11 protein-coding genes are annotated in these 19,910 nt (G+C 59.6%); 8 read left to right on the plus strand and 3 right to left on the minus strand.

Translation table 11 applies throughout. The features are described from left to right. Positions 1-44: 44 nt before the first annotated feature. A complete protein-coding gene (locus ACEN9A_RS03850; RefSeq protein WP_019582369.1) occupies positions 45-674 on the plus strand; it encodes a LysE family translocator in 630 nt (209 codons plus the stop codon). Positions 675-687: 13 nt separating this feature from the next. On the opposite strand, the gene ACEN9A_RS03855 is transcribed toward ACEN9A_RS03850, so the two are convergent. Further along, positions 688-1,458, minus strand: a complete 771-nt coding sequence (locus ACEN9A_RS03855; RefSeq protein ID WP_019651169.1) for an AraC family transcriptional regulator — start codon at positions 1,456-1,458, stop codon at positions 688-690. Positions 1,459-1,542: 84 nt separating this feature from the next. Between ACEN9A_RS03855 and ACEN9A_RS03860 the strand changes: the two genes are divergently transcribed. The 5 genes from ACEN9A_RS03860 (at position 1,543) to ACEN9A_RS03880 (ending at position 11,142) form a co-directional block, all read left to right on the plus strand. After that, positions 1,543-2,727, plus strand: coding sequence for an MFS transporter (locus tag ACEN9A_RS03860; protein ID WP_258672383.1), 1,185 nt, complete (start codon positions 1,543-1,545; stop codon positions 2,725-2,727). 147 nt (positions 2,728-2,874) lie between these two features. Then, positions 2,875-4,557, plus strand: a complete 1,683-nt coding sequence (locus ACEN9A_RS03865; RefSeq protein ID WP_019651171.1) for a fatty acid--CoA ligase — start codon at positions 2,875-2,877, stop codon at positions 4,555-4,557. 333 nt (positions 4,558-4,890) lie between these two features. Continuing rightward, positions 4,891-6,780, plus strand: a complete 1,890-nt coding sequence (locus ACEN9A_RS03870; RefSeq protein ID WP_019651172.1) for a DUF1302 domain-containing protein — start codon at positions 4,891-4,893, stop codon at positions 6,778-6,780. Between the two features lie 28 nt (positions 6,781-6,808). After that, on the plus strand, positions 6,809-8,173 hold the full coding sequence (locus ACEN9A_RS03875; protein ID WP_258672384.1) for a DUF1329 domain-containing protein: 1,365 nt from the start codon (positions 6,809-6,811) through the stop codon (positions 8,171-8,173). A 230-nt stretch (positions 8,174-8,403) separates the two neighbouring features. Then, positions 8,404-11,142 (plus strand): winged helix-turn-helix domain-containing protein, encoded by a 2,739-nt coding sequence (locus ACEN9A_RS03880; RefSeq protein WP_019651174.1) that lies wholly within the window; start codon positions 8,404-8,406, stop codon positions 11,140-11,142. 113 nt (positions 11,143-11,255) lie between these two features. Here the strand turns inward: ACEN9A_RS03880 and ACEN9A_RS03885 are convergent, their stop codons facing one another. Then, positions 11,256-17,522 carry a M10 family metallopeptidase C-terminal domain-containing protein gene (locus tag ACEN9A_RS03885; RefSeq protein ID WP_413388026.1) on the minus strand — a complete coding sequence of 2,089 codons (6,267 nt, stop codon included), beginning with the start codon at positions 17,520-17,522 and terminating at the stop codon, positions 11,256-11,258. Positions 17,523-17,724: 202 nt separating this feature from the next. On the opposite strand from ACEN9A_RS03885, the gene ACEN9A_RS03890 reads away from it, so the two are divergent. Both ACEN9A_RS03890 and ACEN9A_RS03895 read left to right on the plus strand, forming a co-directional pair. Continuing rightward, positions 17,725-18,369, plus strand: coding sequence for an MBL fold metallo-hydrolase (locus ACEN9A_RS03890; RefSeq protein ID WP_258672387.1), 645 nt, complete (start codon positions 17,725-17,727; stop codon positions 18,367-18,369). Positions 18,370-18,473: 104 nt separating this feature from the next. Next, the gene (locus tag ACEN9A_RS03895) at positions 18,474-19,205 is read left to right on the plus strand and encodes a YiaD family glycine zipper/OmpA-like lipoprotein (RefSeq protein WP_007939811.1); all 732 of its coding nucleotides are present in this window, start codon (positions 18,474-18,476) and stop codon (positions 19,203-19,205) included. 150 nt (positions 19,206-19,355) lie between these two features. On the opposite strand, the gene ACEN9A_RS03900 is transcribed toward ACEN9A_RS03895, so the two are convergent. Further along, the gene (locus tag ACEN9A_RS03900; RefSeq protein WP_258672388.1) at positions 19,356-19,790 is read right to left on the minus strand and encodes a Z-ring associated ZapG family protein; all 435 of its coding nucleotides are present in this window, start codon (positions 19,788-19,790) and stop codon (positions 19,356-19,358) included. Positions 19,791-19,910 lie beyond the last annotated feature (120 nt).

The following is a 19,910-nucleotide window of genomic DNA, read 5'->3' on the forward strand; positions in this document are numbered from 1 at the left end:
GCCTCGAAGATTTTTATTGATCGACCTGCCCAAAAGGAGCCCCCATGTACTGGACAGAATTCTTGACCGTTGCGCTGATTCACCTGCTGGCTGTTGCAAGCCCCGGCCCGGATTTCGCCGTGGTGGTGCGAGAGAGCGTGACTCACGGTCGCCGTGCCGGGACCTGGACGGCGTTGGGCGTTGGCTCGGCGATTTTCCTGCACGTCGGTTATTCGCTGCTGGGGATCGGGCTGATCGTGTCTCAGTCGATCGTGCTGTTCAACGCCTTGAAATGGGCCGCTGCCGCGTACCTGCTGTACATCGGCTACAAGGCCCTGCGCGCGCAACCGGCCAAACCTGCGGCTGACGATCTGCACCAGGAAGCGGGTGAGCGCACCGCGCGGGGCGCCTTCACTGCGGGGTTCGTGACCAATGGCCTGAACCCGAAAGCCACGCTGTTTTTCCTGTCGCTGTTCACCGTGGTGATCAACCCGCACACGCCGTTGGCGGTACAGGCCGGTTACGGGATCTATCTGGCAGCGGCAACGGCGCTCTGGTTTTGCCTGGTAGCGATGTTGTTCAGTCAACAACGCGTGCGCGCCGGTTTCGCCCGCATGGGCCACTGGTTCGACCGGACGATGGGCGCGGTGCTGATCGCCATCGGCGTGAAACTCGCGTTCACCGAGATGCATTGACAGTGCTGAGCGTCTATGGGGGATTGAGTTCGCTCAATTTGTTCAGCGCGTTCAGGTATTCCCGAGGGTTTTCCCCGAGCAAACGGCGAAACATTGCGCTGAACGCCCGAGCACTGCCGTAGCCCAGATCGCGCGCCACGCTCTGCACGCTTTCCCCGGCGAGCAGACGCGGCAGTGCTTCCATCAGGCGCAGTTGCTGGCGCCAGGCATTGAAATTCATCTTCAGTTGCTGCTGGAACAGCCGCGCCAAGGTTCGAGAACTGGCGCCGACCTGTTGCGCCCAGTCTTCCAGGGTGTTGGAGTGATTCGGTGCGCGCAGCAGCGCCATGCAGATGCCCTGCAGGCGTCGGTCCTCGGGCATTTGAATGTGTAGCGGAAGGTTTTCCAGGCTGGCGATCTCTTCCAGCATCAGCTTCTGAATCAATGAGTTTTCCGCGTGTCGCGGACCTTGCACCGCGCGCAGGATCAGCTCGCGCAGCAGCGGCGTGACGGCCAGCACGCAGCACTGCTGCAGCGTTGGCGGCGACAGTTCGGGGGCAATGAACAGCGAACGCATGCGCACCTCGCCCGACATGAAAATTTCATGCGCCACCAATGGTGGAATCCACACGGCTCGGGTTGGTGGAATGACCCAGGCACCTTGCGCAGTGACCACTCGCATGGTGCCGCAAACGGCGTACAGCAACTGAGCTTCGCGGTGTTGATGCAGTTCCTGGTGAGCACCATCCACGTAGTCTCGCGGATAGGCGCTGACCGGCCCGTGCAGGAAATGGCTGATTAACATGTCAGATCCAATGACTTTGTTGTCAGGATTACTCTTTTTCGCCAACTTAGCATAAGCCGCTCACTACAACGTAAGCGTGCCGCGATGAACCAGTCCAGAAATGTCCTCCGCTATATCAACGCAGCCCATGTGATCGATCACATGTTCATGCTGATTTTCCCTGCCGCCGTTCTCGGCATGACCCAGGCCTTCGCGCAGGACTACGCCGTGCTGATCGGCCTGTCTCTCGGTGGTTTTATTGCCTTTGGCGCCTGTTCGCTGCCGGCCGGCTGGCTGGGGGATCGCTGGAGCCGACGGAAAATGATGCTGGTGTTTTTTTTCGGCATTGGCGCTTCGGCGATCTTTACCGGCGTGAGCAGCAGCGCACCGATGCTGGTACTCGGCCTGACGCTGATCGGTATTTTCGCCGCGATCTATCACCCGGTGGGCACCGCGATGCTGGTGGCTTACGCGCAGAACCGGGGCCGTGAAATCGGTATCAACGGCATGTGGGGCAACCTTGGCGTGGCGTTTTCGGCGCTGATCACCGGGTTGCTGGTGGCGCAACTCGGCTGGCGTTCGGCGTTCGTTTTGCCTGGCGTGGTGGCGATTGGGCTGGGCATCGGTTTCGCGTTTCAGGTGCGCGAAGAACCGATCCCCAAGCGTGCGCACACACCGCTCAAAGATGCGGCTGGCCAGCGGATTTCCATGGTCATGGTGTTCGGCGTACTGGCCTTGGCCACCGCGACCGGCGGTGTGGTGTTCAACGCCACGACCATGACCTATCCGAAATTGTTTGAGGAACGCCTGCACGATTTGTTTACTTCACCGCAAATCCTTGGCGTCGTGGTCAGCCTGGCGTATGCCTTCGGCGCCGTGGCGCAGTTGAGCATCGGCCGGGTCTTGCATCGTTTCAGTTTGAAATGGCCGTTCATAGTGTTGACGCTGTGCCAGGCGCCACTGTTGTTCGGGTTGGCCTATGTCGACGGCTGGGCCGTGATCGTGCTGGGTGCGGCGTTCATGTTCGTGGTGTTTGGCCAGGTCACGGTGAATGATGCGATGGTCGCCAACTTTGTCGCGCCGCAATGGCAATCCCGAGTCTTCGCGCTGCGTTACTGTTTATCGTTCGGTGCCAGTGCTACCGCGATTCCGCTGATTTCGTTCGTCGAACCGCGCCAAGGTTTTGTAGGCCTTTACCTGATATTGGCGAGTATTGCGGCGTTGACCTTCGTGGCTGCAATGGTTTTCCCCCGGACACCAGCCGAGGCTGGCGTAGGAAAAATGGCGTAACGGTTGACGAACTCTCGCAAATGCTGGCGCAAAGCTAGCATTTGTACGGCTCTGCAAATCATACCTTTGGCTGATTTGGCTGGCGTTCAAGGCCTCTAGAGTGCTTAGCTTTAGCAGCCAAGACTGTGCAGTCAAAAAGGGACTCTTATGTTGCAGACTCGCGTTATTCCTCCAGCCGAGGGCGCTTACCAGTATCCGTTGTTGATTAAACGGCTGCTGATGTCCGGCGCCCGTTACGAAAAAACTCGGGAGATCATCTATCGCGATCAGTTGCGCTACAGCTATCCGACCCTGATCGAGCGGGTCGCACGGCTCGCCAATGTGCTGACAGAAGCCGGCGTGAAGGCCGGGGATACCGTGGCGGTAATGGACTGGGACAGCCATCGCTACCTGGAGTGCATGTTCGCTATCCCGATGATCGGCGCGGTGATCCACACCATCAACGTGCGGCTGTCGCCAGAACAGATTCTTTACACCATGAACCACGCCGAGGACCGCTTTGTGCTGGTCAACAGCGAGTTCGTCGGGTTGTACAAGGCAATTGCGGGGCACCTGACCACGGTGGAGAAAACCCTGCTGCTGACCGACTTGCCGGAAAAGACTGCCGAGTTGCCGAACCTTGTCGGCGAGTACGAGCAACTGCTGGCCGCGGCGAGCCCGCAGTACGACTTCCAGGACTTCGACGAAAACTCGGTGGCCACCACGTTCTACACCACTGGCACCACCGGTAACCCCAAAGGCGTGTATTTCACCCATCGGCAACTGGTCCTGCATACCATGGGCGTGTCGACCATCATGGGCGCCATCGACAGCGTGCGGCTGTTGGGCACCAACGACGTGTACATGCCGATCACCCCGATGTTCCATGTGCACGCCTGGGGCTTGCCGTATGTGGCGACCATGCTCGGGCTCAAGCAGGTTTATCCGGGCCGTTACGACCCCGAGTATCTGGTGGAGCTGTGGCGCAAGGAGAAGGTGAGCTTTTCCCACTGCGTGCCGACCATCCTGCAAATGGTCCTCAATGCCAAGGCGGCGCAAAACGTCGATTTCGGTGGCTGGAAAATCGTCATCGGCGGCAGTGCGCTCAACCATGCGCTGTACGACGCCGCCAAGGCCAAGGGCATCCAATTGACCGCCGCTTACGGCATGTCGGAAACCGGGCCATTGGTATCCTGCGCTCACCTCAACGATGAGCTGATGGCTGGCACCGAAGACGAACGCACCACCTACCGGATCAAGGCGGGTGTGCCGGGGCCGTTGGTTGAGGCGGCAATCGTCGACACCGAGGGCAACTTCCTGCCAGCCGATGGCGAAACCCAGGGCGAACTGGTGCTGCGTGCGCCGTGGCTCACCGAGGGTTACTTCAACGAGCCGCAAAAAGGCGCCGAGCTCTGGGCCGGGGGCTGGCTGCACACCGGCGACGTGGCAACCCTGGACAGCATGGGCGTGATCGACATCCGTGACCGGATCAAGGATGTGATCAAGACCGGTGGCGAGTGGATCTCTTCCCTGGACCTGGAAGACTTGATCAGTCGCCACCCTGCGGTACGCGAGGTAGCAGTGGTGGGCATCGCCGATCCACAGTGGGGCGAGCGCCCATTTGCGCTGCTGGTGGTTCGCGAAGGGCATCAGATCGGGGCCAGGGAACTCAAGGAGCACCTCAAGCCGTACGTTGAACAGGGGCACCTGAGCAAGTGGGCTATCCCGAGTCAGATCGCCGTTGTTACTGAAATTCCCAAGACCAGCGTCGGCAAGCTCGACAAGAAGCGTATCCGCGTCGACATCACCGAATGGCAGGCCAACAACAGCACCTTCCTCTCGACGCTTTAAGCGTCATCTGGCGTGCCCGAAAGGGCACGCCAGAGCCACCAAGCAAGCGCTTGGCTTGTGAAATCCGAATTTTCAGCCATCCTTGCCGTGCCGACATATGTCGGACTGGCGAAAGGACTGTTCCAGAGTGGCCGGCAGCGCAAATCACACTTTAGAGGGATCAAGCACTACTACCTGCTGGCTATAGTCCGCTCAAGGATTTTTAAGAACGGAGCTCACGCAATAAACGGGGCGATGCAACTTTGGAGTGACTTCGGACCGCTTGGCTTCCGGTTACCCACAGCGTTTTTAAAAGTACTAAGCCATAACAATAATGCACATGGAGTAGCGTCGATGACATCAGTAAACCAGTTCTGGCGCCGGGCGAAACTGCCCCTGGCGGTCAGTCTTGCCTCTTCGCTCGCCGGGCCCGCATTCGGCGTCAGTTTCAACGTTGGTGAAATCGAAGGTCAATTCGACTCATCCCTGTCGATCGGAGCCAGTTGGTCTACTCAGAGTCCCAACAAAAACCTGATCGGCGTCAATAACGGGGGCCATGGCCTGTCCCAGACGTCCGATGACGGTCACGCCAACTTCAAGAGTGGCGAAACCTTCTCGAAGATCTTCAAGGGCATTCATGATCTTGAATTGAAATACGGCGACACCGGTGTCTTCGTCCGAGGCAAATACTGGTACGACTTCGAACTCAAGGATGAAAGCCGTGAGTTCAAGGACATCAGCGACAGCAACCGCAAGGAAGGCGCCAAATCCTCCGGCGGCGAGATCCTCGACGCCTTCGTCTACCACAACTACTCCATTGCCGATCAGCCGGGGTCCGTGCGCCTGGGCAAGCAGGTTGTGAGCTGGGGTGAAAGTACTTTCATCGGTGGTGGCATCAACTCGATCAACCCGATCGACGTGTCCGCGTTCCGTCGCCCAGGCGCCGAGGTCAAGGAAGGTCTGATTCCGGTCAACATGTTCTACGTGTCCCAGAGCCTCACCGACACTCTGTCGGCCGAAGCCTTCTATCAACTGGAATGGGACCAGACCGTCGTCGATAACTGCGGCACCTTTTTCTCCCAGCCCGACATCATTGCCGACGGTTGCGACAACAACCTGCGCGTGCTGAACAAGCGCTCGACCATTCCGGCCGCCGCTCTGCCGACACTGACCAGGCTGGGTGTCGACGTCAACCAAGAAGGTGTGCTGGTGCGCCGTGGCGCGGATCGCGATGCTCGGGACAGTGGCCAGTGGGGCGCGTCCCTCAAATACATGTTTGAGCCGCTGGATACCGAGTTCGGCGCCTACTTCATGAACTATCACAGCCGTGCGCCGATCTTCAGCGCCACGGGTGCTCCAGCGTCGGCCTATGCACGGGCAGCGGCCTTGCCGGGGGCGCTTCGGGCTCTTGCGCCATTGGTAGTCGCGGGTAACTCGAACTACTTCGTCGAATACCCGGAAGACATCCGCCTCTACGGCTTGAGCTTCTCCACTACCTTGCCTACCGGCACGGCGTGGAGCGGTGAGCTTAGCTACCGTCCGAACGCGCCGGTGCAGCTCAACTCCACCGACATTCTGTTCGCCGGCGTGCGTCCATTGGGCGGCGCCCTGACCAATGCTTCGCTGCTTAATGGTGTGCCGGGTCAGGACTTGCACGGCTATCGCCGCAAGGAAATCACCCAGTTCCAGACCACCCTGACGCACTTCTTCGATCAGGTCATGGGCGCCAGCCGTCTGACCCTGGTGGGCGAATTGGGCGTGACCCACGTCGGCGGCCTGGAAAGCAGCTCCGACGTCCGTTACGGCCGCGATCCGGTCTACGGGCCTGGTGAACTGCCGTCCACCGGTGGCCTCGATACCTGCTCGGCGATCCTCAACACCAGCACCATCAACGGTGCCGGCCCAGGTGCCGCTACCAATAACCGCAGCCGCAATTGCAACGACGACGGCTTCACTACGGCCACTTCGTGGGGTTATCGCGCCCGGGCCATTTGGGAATACCCCGACGTATTCGCCGGTGTGAACCTCAAGCCGAACGTGGCCTGGTCCCACGACGTGAGCGGTTACTCGCCAGGCCCTGGCGGCAACTTCGAGGAAGGTCGTAAAGCGGTAAGCCTGGGGCTCGATGCCGAATACCAGAACACCTACACCGCGAGCCTGGCGTACACCAACTTCTTTGACGGCAAGTACACCACCGTAGATGACCGCGACTTCGTTGCGCTCAGCTTCGGCGTGAACTTCTAAGCACTGCATTTTCAGGACGAACACATTTATGAAAATAACAAAGAGTCTGTTCCATGTTGGTGTTCTGGGGCTTTCGCTGCTGGCGACCGCTGTCATGGCGGCGGTCCCTGCGGCCGAAGCGGACAAGCTGGGCAAGAGCCTGACCCCGATGGGGGCCGAGATGGCAGGCAACGCCGACGGCTCGATCCCGGCCTGGAAACCGATGCCAAAAAACGCCGGTAGCGTGGACAGCAAGGGTTTTCTGTCTGATCCGTTCGCGAGTGAAAAACCGCTGTTCACCATCACCGCGCAGAACGTTGACCAGTACAAGGACAAGCTTGCGCCGGGCCAGTACGCGATGTTCAAGCGCTACCCGGAAACCTTCAAGATGCCGGTTTACCCGTCCCATCGCGGTGCCACCGTGCCGGATGACGTGTTTGCCTCCATCAAGAAGAACGCCACCAACACTAATCTGGTGTCCGGCGGTAACGGTCTGGAGAATTTCGAAACCGCGATCCCGTTCCCGATTCCGAAAAGTGGCGTTGAAGTCATCTGGAACCATATCACCCGTTATCGCGGCGGCAGTGTGACCCGTCTGATAACCCAGGCCACGCCGCAGGCGAACGGCTCGTTCAGCCTGGTGTACTTCGAGGACCAGTTCGTGTTCCGCGACAGGATGAAGGATTACGACCCGAAGAACCCGGGCAACATTCTGTTCTACTTCAAGCAGAAAGTGACCGCGCCGGCTCGTCTGGCCGGTGGTGTGCTGCTGGTGCACGAAACCCTCGACCAGGTTAAAGAGCCGCGTTCGGCGTGGGTCTACAACGCCGGGCAGCGCCGTGTGCGTCGTGCGCCGCAAGTGTCCTACGACGGGCCGGGTACCGCTGCCGATGGCCTGCGTACCTCCGACAACCTGGACATGTACAACGGTGCGCCGGATCGCTATGACTGGAAGCTCGAAGGTAAGAAAGAGATGTACATCGCCTCCGACAGCTACAAGCTCGATTCGCCACAGCTGAAGTACGCCGACATCATCAAGGCTGGTCACATCAACCAGGACCTGGCTCGCTATGAACTGCGCCGGGTCTGGCATGTGGTCGCGACACTGAAGGAAGGTCAGCGTCATATCTACGCCAAACGTGACTTCTATATCGACGAAGACACCTGGCAGGCGGCAGTGGTCGACCACTACGACGGTCGCGGGCAACTGTGGCGCGTCGCCGAGGCTCACTCCGAGAACTACTACGACAAGCAAGTGCCGTGGTACGCCCTCGAAACCCTGTACGACCTGCAATCGGGCCGCTACCTGGCACTGGGCATGAAGAACGAAGAGAAGTCGGCCTATAACTTCGGCTTCACCGCCAGCACCGCCGACTTCACTCCGGCCGCGTTGCGTCAGGAAGGCGTTCGCTAAAACGTTGTAACCCGAGGCCGCATCCTCGAAAAAGCGCCCCGACTGGTTCGGGGCGTTTTTTTGGGCAGTTCATAAAGATCGTTGTCCGGTGTGGTTGTCCGGTTTACCGACATTTTTGCTCGTAGTCTTTTTGTAGCCATTTGTAGCAATAACCTTCAATAGCTCTTCGTTTACCGCTAGGCTGCGGACATCTGTAACGCCGCCATCAGTATTTCAAACAAGAGCCGGCCATGACTGATCTGTCTCCACTTCCGGGCCCTGCAAGCGTTGCCGTCGCGGCACTGGACGGGCGCTTTTTCCGGCCCCCGCTGCCTGCCGGCCATGTGCTGCGGCCGCGTCTGTGCGAGCGCCTGAGTGCAGGTCTCGGTGGCAGGCTGTTGCTGGTCAGCGCGCCGGCAGGGTTCGGCAAGAGTTCATTGGCGGTGGAGTTTTGTCAGGGGTTGCCAGATCACTGGCAAAGCCTGTGGCTGGGCTTGAGTCTGCGGGACAGTGATCCCGGCCGTTTTCTTGAGCGCCTGCTCGAAGGTCTTCAGGACTACTTTCCACAACTGGGCAGCCAGGCGTTGGGGCTGCTGAAAATGCGCCAACGTCATCAACCGTTCGCTTTTGAAGAATGGCTGGACGGTTTGCTCGATGAACTGGCCGTGCACCTCTCACCCAACACGCCGCTGCTGTTGGTACTTGATGACTATCATCTGGCCCAGGGCCCGGTGCTCGATCGTTGTCTGCAGTTTTTCCTCAATCATTTACCCGATGGCCTGTTGGTCATGGTCACCAGTCGGCAGCGCCCGGACTGGCATCTGGCACGCCTGCGGCTGTCGCGGCAACTGCTCGAGTTGCATGAGCAGGATCTTCGGTTGACCCATGATGAAGCCCTGAGCCTGCTTGATCGACACAGCATTTCATTGCGTGGCGAGGCGCTGGAGAGTTTGATCCAGCGCAGCGAAGGCTGGGTGGCAGGGCTGCGCTTTTGGCTATTGGCGGCCTCCGAGGCGGGCAGTGAGGGGGCATTGCCCCAGTCGCTGTACGGCGGGGAAGGGCTGATTCGCGACTACCTGCTCGAAGAAGTCATCGATTGCCTGCCCGCCGAGGTGCAGTCATTCCTGTACGACACCGCGCCCCAGGAACGCTTTTGCAGTGAGCTGTGCGACGCTGTGCGCGAAGCCCATGACAGCGCCGAGATCCTGCGTTTCCTGCTGGCGCATCAGGTGTTTCTGGTGCCGTTGGACGAACACGGTCACTGGTATCGTTATCACCACCTTTTTTCCGATCTGCTGCGCAGCCGGCCCACCGCCCAGGCGATGGTGCCGACGGCCAGTCTGCACCTGCGCGCCTGCCGCTGGTTCAACGCCCAAGGGCTGCTCGATGAGGCGGTGGAGCAGGCGTTGCGCGCCGGGCATCTGGATGTCGCGGCGAATCTGGTGCAAAACCTTTCTGAAGAGCAACTGCTGGCCGAGCAGAACGTCGGCATGCTGCTGCGCTGGAAAATGGACTTGCCCGATAGTCTGTTAATCAGCACGCCACGGTTGATCGTGCTCTACAGCTGGGCATTGGGGCTGGCCTGTCAACTGGACGCCGCCGAGGAGCTGGCCAGTCACCTGAGCCGCTTCCTGCCGGCACCGTCGGCTACTGCGCAAAAATCCATGCTGGCGCAATGGCTGGCCCTGAGCGGGATCATTGCCCGGGGGCGAGGCAATCGCGAGCTGACCATGCTCTATTGCACCGAAGCGCTGGATAGCCTGCCGGCCAAACGGTATGGGCAGCGACTGATGTGCCTGTCGACATTGTCCAATCTGGCGATTGCCGACAGCGACCTCTGGCGTGCGAGGGGGTTGAATCGTGAGTCCCTTGAGCTGGCGCAACGGGTCGGCAATCCGTTGTTTGAAGCGCTGGCCCATTACGACCGCGCCCGCGTGCTGCAAGCGCGCGGGGAGATTCTGCGTTCGCTGGACGAAGTTCGCCAGGGGCTGCAGCGCCTGCAAGGTTTATCCCCACAACGGCTTTATGCGGTGCGCGCGCGCCTGACCTTGTACGAGGGTTTTTTGCTGGCGCTGCGCTTGCAACCCCAGGCTGCGCGGGTGCGATTGCAAGCAGGGCTGGGTGAAGCCCGGGCCTGTCGCGACATCAGCGTATTGATCGGCCACTGCGTGATTGCCCGGCTGGAGGGCAACATCGGCGAATTCGCGAAGGCCTTCGCCGAACTTGCCGAGGCCGAGCGCCTGATGCACATCTGGGATGTCCCGCCGATCTACTATCTGGCGATGATTACCCAGGTCAAATGTGAACTCTGGCTGGCCCAGGGCCGCACCGATCTGGCTGAAGCCTGGCTTGCGAGACTGGGCCAGACCTACAACGGCGAGCGCCCGGCTGCACCGCCGGAATTCCATCCGCAACTGCCGCTGCACATTGAGTTGCAACAGGCGGTGCTGGACATGATGAAGGGCCAGCTCATGCTCGCGGAGGGGCGCCTGGATGCGCTGCATGAACACGGTCAGCGCAGCGGCCGGCAGATGCTCAGCGTGATGGCACTGAGTCAGAAAGTCACACTGTTGTTGGCAGGCGGACGCGAGCCCGAGGCCCGCAAGGCCTTGGTCCAGGCTCTGGAAGCAGCCGCCGGAGGCGTCCTGCAACCGTTTGACCGATTGCTGGTCGAGCACCCGGACTGGCTGCGCGGGCAACTTCAACTCTGTGCGCCGGCGGCCGTTGCGCAAAACCTCTTGGAAAAGCTCCCAGTCATGGCTTCCCGTTCGGTGGTGGAGTCATCGCCAGTCGCCGAACAACTCAGTACACGTGAGTTGGCCGTTCTGCGACTGATCGCACTGGGGTGTTCGAATCAGGAAATCAGTGAGCAGTTGTTCATTTCGCTGCATACCGTTAAAACCCATGCCAGCCATATCAACAGCAAGCTGGGGGTCGAGCGGCGTACGCAGGCGGTGGCGCGGGCGAAGGAGTTGGGGGTGTTGGTTTAGCATCGCAAGAACAGTCCCCCACAAAAACGAAAACGCCCCGGACGAGTCGGGGCGTTTTCATTTGTACATTCCGGCCTGCATGACAGGCTGGAATTTACTTACGTGACGAATCGTCAGGCTACCAAATCGTTAGCACCGAAGGTATTGACACCCACCAGCTGGATTTCGAAGTCCGAGCCCAGGTCGCCATTGACGTTGCCATAGAGCACATGGTCGACGAAGCGCAGTTGTCCTGCACCGGTGAAGTCATTCGCGCCGATAAAGCTGAAGCCGTTGAAACCAGCACTCAGCAAATTGGCGTCGAACTTCGTCAGATCGATTTTATCGCCTTGCAGGCTATTGAAGTCGGTGATGACATCGCGATTGGCGCCTGTGCCCATTTCGTTCACAGCACTGAACACAAACTTGTCCGCACCCGCGCCGCCGGTGAGGATGTCGGCGCCGAGGCCACCGTCCAGGACGTTGTTATTGGCATTGCCGGTGAGGGTGTTGTTCAGGTCGTTGCCCTGCGCGGTAAAGGCTCCGGTACCGAGCAATAGCACGTTCTCGACGTTGTGCAGGTTGCTCAGGTTCAGGTCGACGGTGTTGGTCTGGGCCGTGGCGTTGTAGAGAACGTAGAGCGTATCGGTGCCTTCATTGGCGTTTTCCTGGATCAGGGCCAGCTCGCCAGCCTGATCGAGACCGTAGTCGTCGTTGCCCTTACCGCCGATCAGGGTATCAAGACCCGCGCCGCCAACGAGCTGGTTATTGCCATCGTTGCCGGTGATCACGTTGTCCAAAGCGTTGCCGATGCCATCGATGTTGGCCGCGCCGGTCAGTGCGAGGTTTTCCAGGTTGGCGCCCAGGGTGAAGGTCACCGAAGAACGCACAGTATCGATCTCGCTGGCCAGGGTGCTGGACTCGACGACCACGTCGCGGATGTTGTCGACGATGTAGGTGTCGTTACCGGTACCGCCAGCCAGGTAGTCGGCACCGATGCCGCCGTCCAGGATGTTGTCGCCGATGTAACCGTTGATCACGTTATTCAGGGCGTTGCCGGTGCCATTGAGGTTGGTACTGCCCACCAAGTTCAGGTTCTCGACGTTATTGCCCAGGGTGTAATCGATCAAGGAATAGACAGTGTCGATTTCGCTGGCCAGGGTGCTGGTCTCGACGACCACATCGCCGAGGTTATCGACGCTGTAGCTGTCGTTGCCGGCGCCGCCGATCATCAGGTCGGCACCGAGGCTGCCATCGAGGACGTTGTCAGCACTGTTGCCGGTCAGGGTGTTGTTCAGATCATTGCCGAGTACGGTAAAAGCGCCGGCGCCGAGCAACAGCACGTTTTCGACGTTGTGCAGGTTGCTCAGGTTCAGGTCGACCGTGCTGGGCAGGCCCGTGGCTTGGACAGTGGCGGCGTAGGTGATGTAAAGGGTATCGGTGCCTTCGTTGGCATTTTCCTGGACCAGGGCCAGCTCGCCGGCCTGATCGAGGCCGTAGTCGTCGTTGCCCTTGCCGCCGATCAGGGTGTCGAGACCGGCGCCGCCAACGAGCTGGTTGTTGCCATCGTTACCGGTGATCACGTTGTTTTGGGCATTGCCGATGCCATCGATGTTGGCCGAACCGGCCAGCGTGAGGTTTTCCAGGTTGGCGCCCAGCGTGAAGGTCACCGCAGAGCGCACGGTGTCGATTTCGCTGGCCAGGGTGCTGGTCTCGCTGATTACGTCGCCGAGGTTGTCGACGACGTAGGTGTCGTTGCCGGCGCCGCCGATCATCAGGTCGGCACCGAGGCCGCCATTGAGGACGTTGTCAGCACTGTTGCCGGTCAGGGTGTTGTTCAGGTCGTTGCCCAGCGCGGTAAAGGCGCCGGTGCCGAGCAACAGCACGTTCTCGACGTTCTGCAGGTTGCTCAGGTTCAGGTCGACGACATCAGTCTGTGCCGTGGCGTTGTAGATAACGTAGAGCGTATCGGTGCCTTCGTTGGCATTTTCCTGGACGAGGGCCAGTTCGCCGGCCTGATCGAGGCCGTAGTCGTCGTTGCCCTTGCCGCCGATCAGAGTGTCGAGACCGGCGCCGCCAACGAGTTGGTTGTTGCCATCGTTGCCGGTGATCACGTTGTCCGAAGCGTTGCCGATGCCATCGATGTTGGCCGCACCGGTCAGTGTGAGGTTTTCCAGGTTGGCGCCCAGGGTGAAGGTCACCGAAGAGCGCACGGTGTCGATTTCGCTGGCCAGGGTGCTGGTTTCCACAATCACGTCGCGGATGTTGTCGACGATGTAAGTGTCATTACCGGTACCGCCAGCCAGATAGTCGGCACCGATGCCACCGTCCAGAATGTTGTTGCCGGTATTGCCGATGATCACGTTGTTCAGGGCGTTGCCGGTGCCGTTGAGGTTGGCTGCGCCCAACAGTGTCAGGTTCTCGAGGTTACTGCCCAGGGTGTAATCGAGAGAGGACGAAACCGTATCGATTTCGCTGGCCAGGGCGCTGGTCTCGATGATCGCGTCGCCGAGGTTGTCGACGACGTAGGTGTCGTTGCCGGCGCCGCCGATCATCAGGTCGGCACCGAGGCCGCCATTGAGGACGTTGTCAGCACTGTTGCCGGTCAGGGTGTTGTTCAGGTCGTTGCCCAGCGCGGTAAAAGCGCCGGTGCCGAGCAACAGCACGTTCTCGACGTTCTGCAGGTTGCTCAGGTTCAGGTCGACGACATCAGCCTGTGCCGTGGCGTTGTAGAGAACGTAGAGCGTATCGGTGCCTTCGTTGATATTTTCCTGGACCAGGGCCAGCTCGCCGGCCTGATCGAGGCCGTAGTCGTCGTTGCCCTTGCCGCCGATCAGGGTGTCGAGACCGGCGCCGCCAACGAGCTGGTTGTTGCCATCGTTGCCGGTGATCACGTTGTTTTGGGCGTTGCCGATGCCATCGATGTTGGCCGCGCCGGTCAGCGTGAGGTTTTCCAGGTTGTTGCCCAGCGTGTAGCTCACCGAAGAGCGCACAGTATCGATCTCGCTGGCCAGGGTGCTGGACTCGACGACCACGTCGCGGATGTTGTCGACGATGTAGGTGTCGTTACCGGTACCGCCAGCCATGTAGTCGGCACCGATGCCGCCGTCCAGGATGTTGTTGCCGGTATTGCCGATGATCACGTTATTCAGGGCGTTGCCGGTGCCGTTGAGGTTGGCTGCGCCCAACAGTGTCAGGTTCTCCAGGTTACTGCCCAGGGTGTAATCGAGGGAGGATGAAACCGTGTCGATTTCGCTGGCCAGCGTGCTGGTTTCGTTGATTACGTCACCGAGGTTGTCGACGACGTAGGTGTCGTTGCCGGCGCCGCCGATCATCAGGTCGGCACCGAGGCCGCCATTGAGGACGTTATCAGCACTGTTGCCGGTCAGGGTGTTGTTCAGGCCGTTGCCCAGCGCGGTAAAAGCGCTGGTGCCGAGCAACAGCACGTTCTCGACGTTCTGCAGGTTGCTCAGGTTCAGGTCGACCGTACTGGTCTGTGCAGTGGCGGCGTAGGTGATGTAAAGGGTATCGGTGCCTTCGTTGGCATTTTCCTGGACCAGGGCCAGCTCGCCGGCCTGATCGAGGCCGTAGTCGTCGTTGCCCTTGCCGCCGATCAGGGTGTCGAGACCGGCGCCGCCAACGAGCTGGTTGTTGCCATCGTTACCGGTGATCACGTTGTTTTGGGCATTGCCGATGCCATCGATGTTGGCCGAACCGGTCAGCGTGAGGTTTTCCAGGTTGGCGCCCAGCGTGAAGGTCACCGCAGAGCGCACGGTGTCGATTTCGCTGGCCAGGGTGCTGGTCTCGCTGATTACGTCGCCGAGGTTGTCGACGACGTAGGTGTCGTTGCCGGCGCCGCCGATCATCAGGTCGGCACCGAGGCCGCCATTGAGGACGTTGTCAGCACTGTTGCCGGTCAGGGTGTTGTTCAGGTCGTTGCCCAGCGCGGTAAAAGCGCCGGTGCCGAGCAACAGCACGTTCTCGACGTTCTGCAGGTTGCTCAGGTTCAGGTCGACGACATCAGCCTGTGCCGTGGCGTTGTAGAGAACGTAGAGCGTATCGGTGCCTTCGTTGGCATTTTCCTGGACGAGGGCCAACTCGCCGGCCTGATCGAGGCCGTAGTCGTCGTTGCCCTTGCCACCGATCAGGGTGTCGAGACCGGCGCCGCCAACGAGCTGGTTGTTGCCATCGTTGCCGGTGATCACGTTGTCCGAAGCGTTGCCGATGCCATCGATGTTGGCCGCGCCGGTCAGCGTGAGGTTTTCCAGGTTGTTGCTCAGGGTGAAGGTCGCCGAAGAGCGCACGGTGTCGATCTCGCCGACGAGGGTGCTGGTTTCAACAATCACGTCGCGGGTGTCGTCGACGATGTAGGTGTCGTTACCGGTACCGCCGGCCAGGGTGTCGGCACCGATGCCGCCGTCCAGGATGTTGTTGCCGGTATTACCAATGATCACGTTGTTCAGGGCGTTGCCGGTGCCGTTGAGGTTGGCTGCGCCCAACAGTGTCAGGTTCTCCAGGTTACTGCCCAGGGTGTAATCGAGAGAGGACGAAACCGTATCGATTCCGCTGGCCAGGGCGCTGGTCTCGATGATCACGTCGCCGAGGTTGTCGACGACGTAGGTGTCGTTGCCGGCGCCGCCGATCATCAGGTCGGCACCGAGGCCGCCATTGAGGACGTTGTCAGCACTGTTGCCGGTCAGGGTGTTGTTCAGGTCGTTGCCGAGTACGGTAAAAGCGCCGGTGCCGAGCAACAGCACGTTCTCGACGTTATGCAGGTTGCTCAGGTTCAGGTCGACCGTGCTGGTCTGTGCCGTGGCGGCGTAGGTGATGTAAAGGGTATCGGTGCCTTCGTTGGCATTTTCCTGGACCAGGGCCAGCTCGCCGGCCTGATCGAGGCCGTAGTCGTCGTTGCCCTTGCCGCCGATCAGGGTGTCGAGACCGGCGCCGCCAACGAGTTGGTTGTTGCCATCGTTGCCGGTGATCACGTTGTTTTGGGCGTTGCCGATGCCATCGATGTTGGCCGCGCCGGTCAGCGTGAGGTTTTCCAGGTTGGCGCTCAGGGTGAAGGTCGCCGAAGAGCGCACAATGTCGATTTCGCTGGCCAGGGTGCTGGTTTCAACAATCACGTCGCGGATGTTGTCGACGATGTAGGTGTCATTACCGGTACCGCCAGCCAGGTAGTCGGCACCGATGCCGCCGTCCAGAATGTTGTTGCCGTTATTGCCGGTGATCACGTTGTTCAGGGCGTTGCCGGTGCCGTTGAGGTTGGCGCCGTCCAGCAGTGTCAGGTTCTCGAGGTTACTGCCCAGGGTGTAATCGATGAAGGAGTAGACCGTGTCGATCTCCGAAATCGACGTGCTCCGCTCAATGACCACATCGCCGGTGTTGTCGACGACATAGTTGTCATTACCTGCACCGCCATCCATGGTATCCGCGCCGGCCATGCCGTTGAGTAAATTGCCCAGCGAGTTGCCAATCAGCGAGTCATCAAAAGCCGAGCCATAGGCGTTTTCAATCTTCGCGCCATAAGCAATCGCCAGCCCTTCATTGAAAGCATCGCCATTCGGGTCGGTGAACGCTTTGCCGATCTGGCTGAACTGACCTTCATTGAGGTTGATGCGCACTGCCGCCAACTGGTTGCTGGCGTCGATTGTGTCGTTCCCGCCGGCATCCCAGATGGTTTCGAACACCGACTGCGTGGGGGCCCACGAGTAAACGGTGTTCCCGGCCTGCCATTGGGTGTTGGCGCCATAAAGGCTTTGAATGGCGAGGATATCCAGCAGCATTGGGGTGGTGGGTTGGTACGAATAGGAGTCGTTGTAGCTCATGACCGTGAACCGCACGTCATCAAGCGATGGGTCCAGCACCAGCTTGTTGTCGGGGGTTGTGTCGAATGGATGCTTGAGACCCAGCGCATGACCGATTTCATGCACAAAGGTCAGGTAATCGAACGAGCCTTTGACGGGAGAAGGGTCATTGGTCGATGGGCCGATCCAGACGTCGCCACCCGCAGGGGTCGTGTCAGGGAAATAGGCCCAGGCGGCATACTTGCTGTCCATCCCGTAATAGCCGCCGAAGCGTAAGTCACCCACATTGACGACAGTTTCCTGAACGAGAGAGAACTGCACGTTGGCCACAGCGCTCCACCCCCCCAAGGCACTGGTGACAGCGCTTTGTTGTGCTCCAGTCAATGAGTAGCCGTTTTCATACTCATTCGATGGACTGTAGTCTCGGGCGAATAAGGAGCCCGTGCCAGCGAAGCTATAGGTCAGCATTGTTGGCGTGCCTTGCTCGTGCCAGCGCGGACCATACCAATGATCATCCGCGAGTAAGCTGTCGACGAACTTATTGCCGGTCATACTGGTAAACGAGGTAAACGAGTAGCTGAGAGGGCGTGGCATGGGACATTCCTAGATGAGGTCTGCGGCCCTTCCTGAGTGCGGCCGCTACAAAAAATACGATTTTGCATGAGAATCTATGAGTTTGATATCAAAAGGCCGCTACTTTTTATTTGGTGGCGTCAAATTGCTGACCTTGCGATCTGTATCGGCGAGTGACGTAGAATCGTGAAGCCGGAACTCCAGTGTTTGCTCAGGATTGCCCATGACCGTCATCGCTCCAACGCTCATCCGCGAAACCTTCCCCGTCGGCCCTTTGCAGTGCAACTGCACAATCATCGGCGACCCGATCACCAAAAAGGCCATCGTGGTCGACCCGGGCGGCAATCACGAGCTGATCCTCGCCCGTCTCGACGCCCTGGGCCTGAAGGTGGTCAGCATCATCCATACCCACGCACACCTCGATCACTTCCTGGCCTCCGGCCAGTTGAAGGAGAAAACCGGCGCGACCCTGCACCTGCATAAAGAAGATCAATTTCTCTGGGACAATCTGGAGATGCAGTGCCAGATGTTCGGTGTGCCTTACACCCCGGTGCCATCGCCGGATCGCTGGTTGGCCGATGATGAAGAGTTGGCGTGCGGGTGTGGCGTGGCGTTGCACACGCCGGGTCATACGCCAGGTTCCATGAGCTTTTGGTTTTCAGAGGCTAAGCTGCTGATTGCCGGTGACACGCTGTTCAAGCGTGGGGTAGGGCGCACGGATTTGTGGGGTGGTGATCAGGCAACACTCGTGCGATCGATCAAGCAGCGGTTGTATACCCTCGACGAAGAGGCAACCGTGGTGGCCGGGCATGGCCCGGACACCTGTCTGGGCGATGAAATGCGCGGTAACCCCTTTGTAAGAGCTTGAAGGGCTCTGACGGAATTTTTGTCATTGCCAGTGATCCAACGCCCGCAAAGGTTCATTGCTTAAGTCCGTTGCACCACAGAATGCAAAAAAGTAGGAGCTCCTCCATGTTCACCTCGCGTCGTTTGATCGTTGTCGCTACTGCAGTGGCTCTGTTGTCCGGTTGTGCATCGCCGAACCCTTATGACAACCAGGGGCAGGCCGATGGCAGCTCCACGGGCATGAGCAAAACCGCCAAATACGGTGGCCTTGGCGCCCTGGCCGGTGCGCTAGCCGGTGCTGCCATCAGTCACGATAACCGTGGCAAGGGCGCGCTGATTGGCGCCGCCGTGGTGGGTGCTTCTGCCGCCGGTTACGGTTACTACGCCGACCAGCAAGAGAAAAAGCTGCGCGCCAGCATGGCCAACACCGGGGTTGAGGTGCAGCGCCAGGGCGATCAGATCAAGCTGATCATGCCGGGCAACATCACGTTCGCCACCGATTCGGCGAACATTGCCTCAAGCTTCTACCAGCCGCTGAACAACCTGGCGGGCTCGCTCAAGGAGTTCAACCAGAACCAGATCGAGATCGTCGGCTACACCGACAGCACCGGCAGCCGCCAGCACAACATGGACCTGTCCCAGCGTCGCGCCCAGAGCGTGGCGACCTACCTGACTTCCCAGGGTGTCAGCGGCGCCAACCTGTCGGCACGTGGTGCCGGGCCGGATAACCCGATTGCCAGCAACGGTGATACCAATGGCCGGGCACAGAACCGCCGCGTCGAGGTCAACCTGAAGGCGATTCCGGGCCAGCAATACGGCGGCCAGCAACAGCAAGGCACTGTTCAGCAGTACCCATGAGAGGCTGACCTCTCCCTGAAATGAAAATGCCCGATCCTTAAAGGATCGGGCATTTTTTGTGCCGCTTGTTCAGGCGATGAAAACTTCAGAATAAAAAAAGCCCTCGGACAATCACTCGTCCGAGGGCTTTTTGTGGTGCGCGAAACCTGATTACTTCTTCAGGCCGTAATGCTCATCGAGCATGCCCGGCGCGTTCGGGGCTTTGGGAGCGTAATCGCGAGGCGGTTCCTGATTGCGCGGCGGCGTCAGGCGTTCCCGTGGAGCCTGCACCGCGTCGGCGTGCAGGGCAGCCAGCAAGCGTTGGCGAGTCTGCTCGTCCAGGGCCAGACGGTTGGCGCCCTCGGCGAGATGATCCTGCACTTCCTGATAGCTCTGAGTCAGTTTCTTGACCAGGTTTGCAGTGCTGTTGAAGTGGGTGACCACCTCGTTCTGATAACTGTCGAAACGTTCCTGAATGTCATCCAGCTGACGTTGTGTGCTGCTCGGAGCGGCATTCGGCACCAGGCGAGCGATCAGGAATCCAATGGCGACACCCACAACCAGGGCAAGAGTCGGCAACAACCAAACTAAGAGCGAGTGTTCCACGAGTCCTTCCTCTATAAACGGCTTTGCTTTACGTTAACGGCTCGAACCTGCGCTGTATACCGCGATTCACTCGCAATAGATTGGCACAGACAATTTGCTAGACGAGTCGACCCGATTCGA

The sequence above is a fragment of the Pseudomonas sp. Pseusp18 genome, assembly GCF_059506005.1.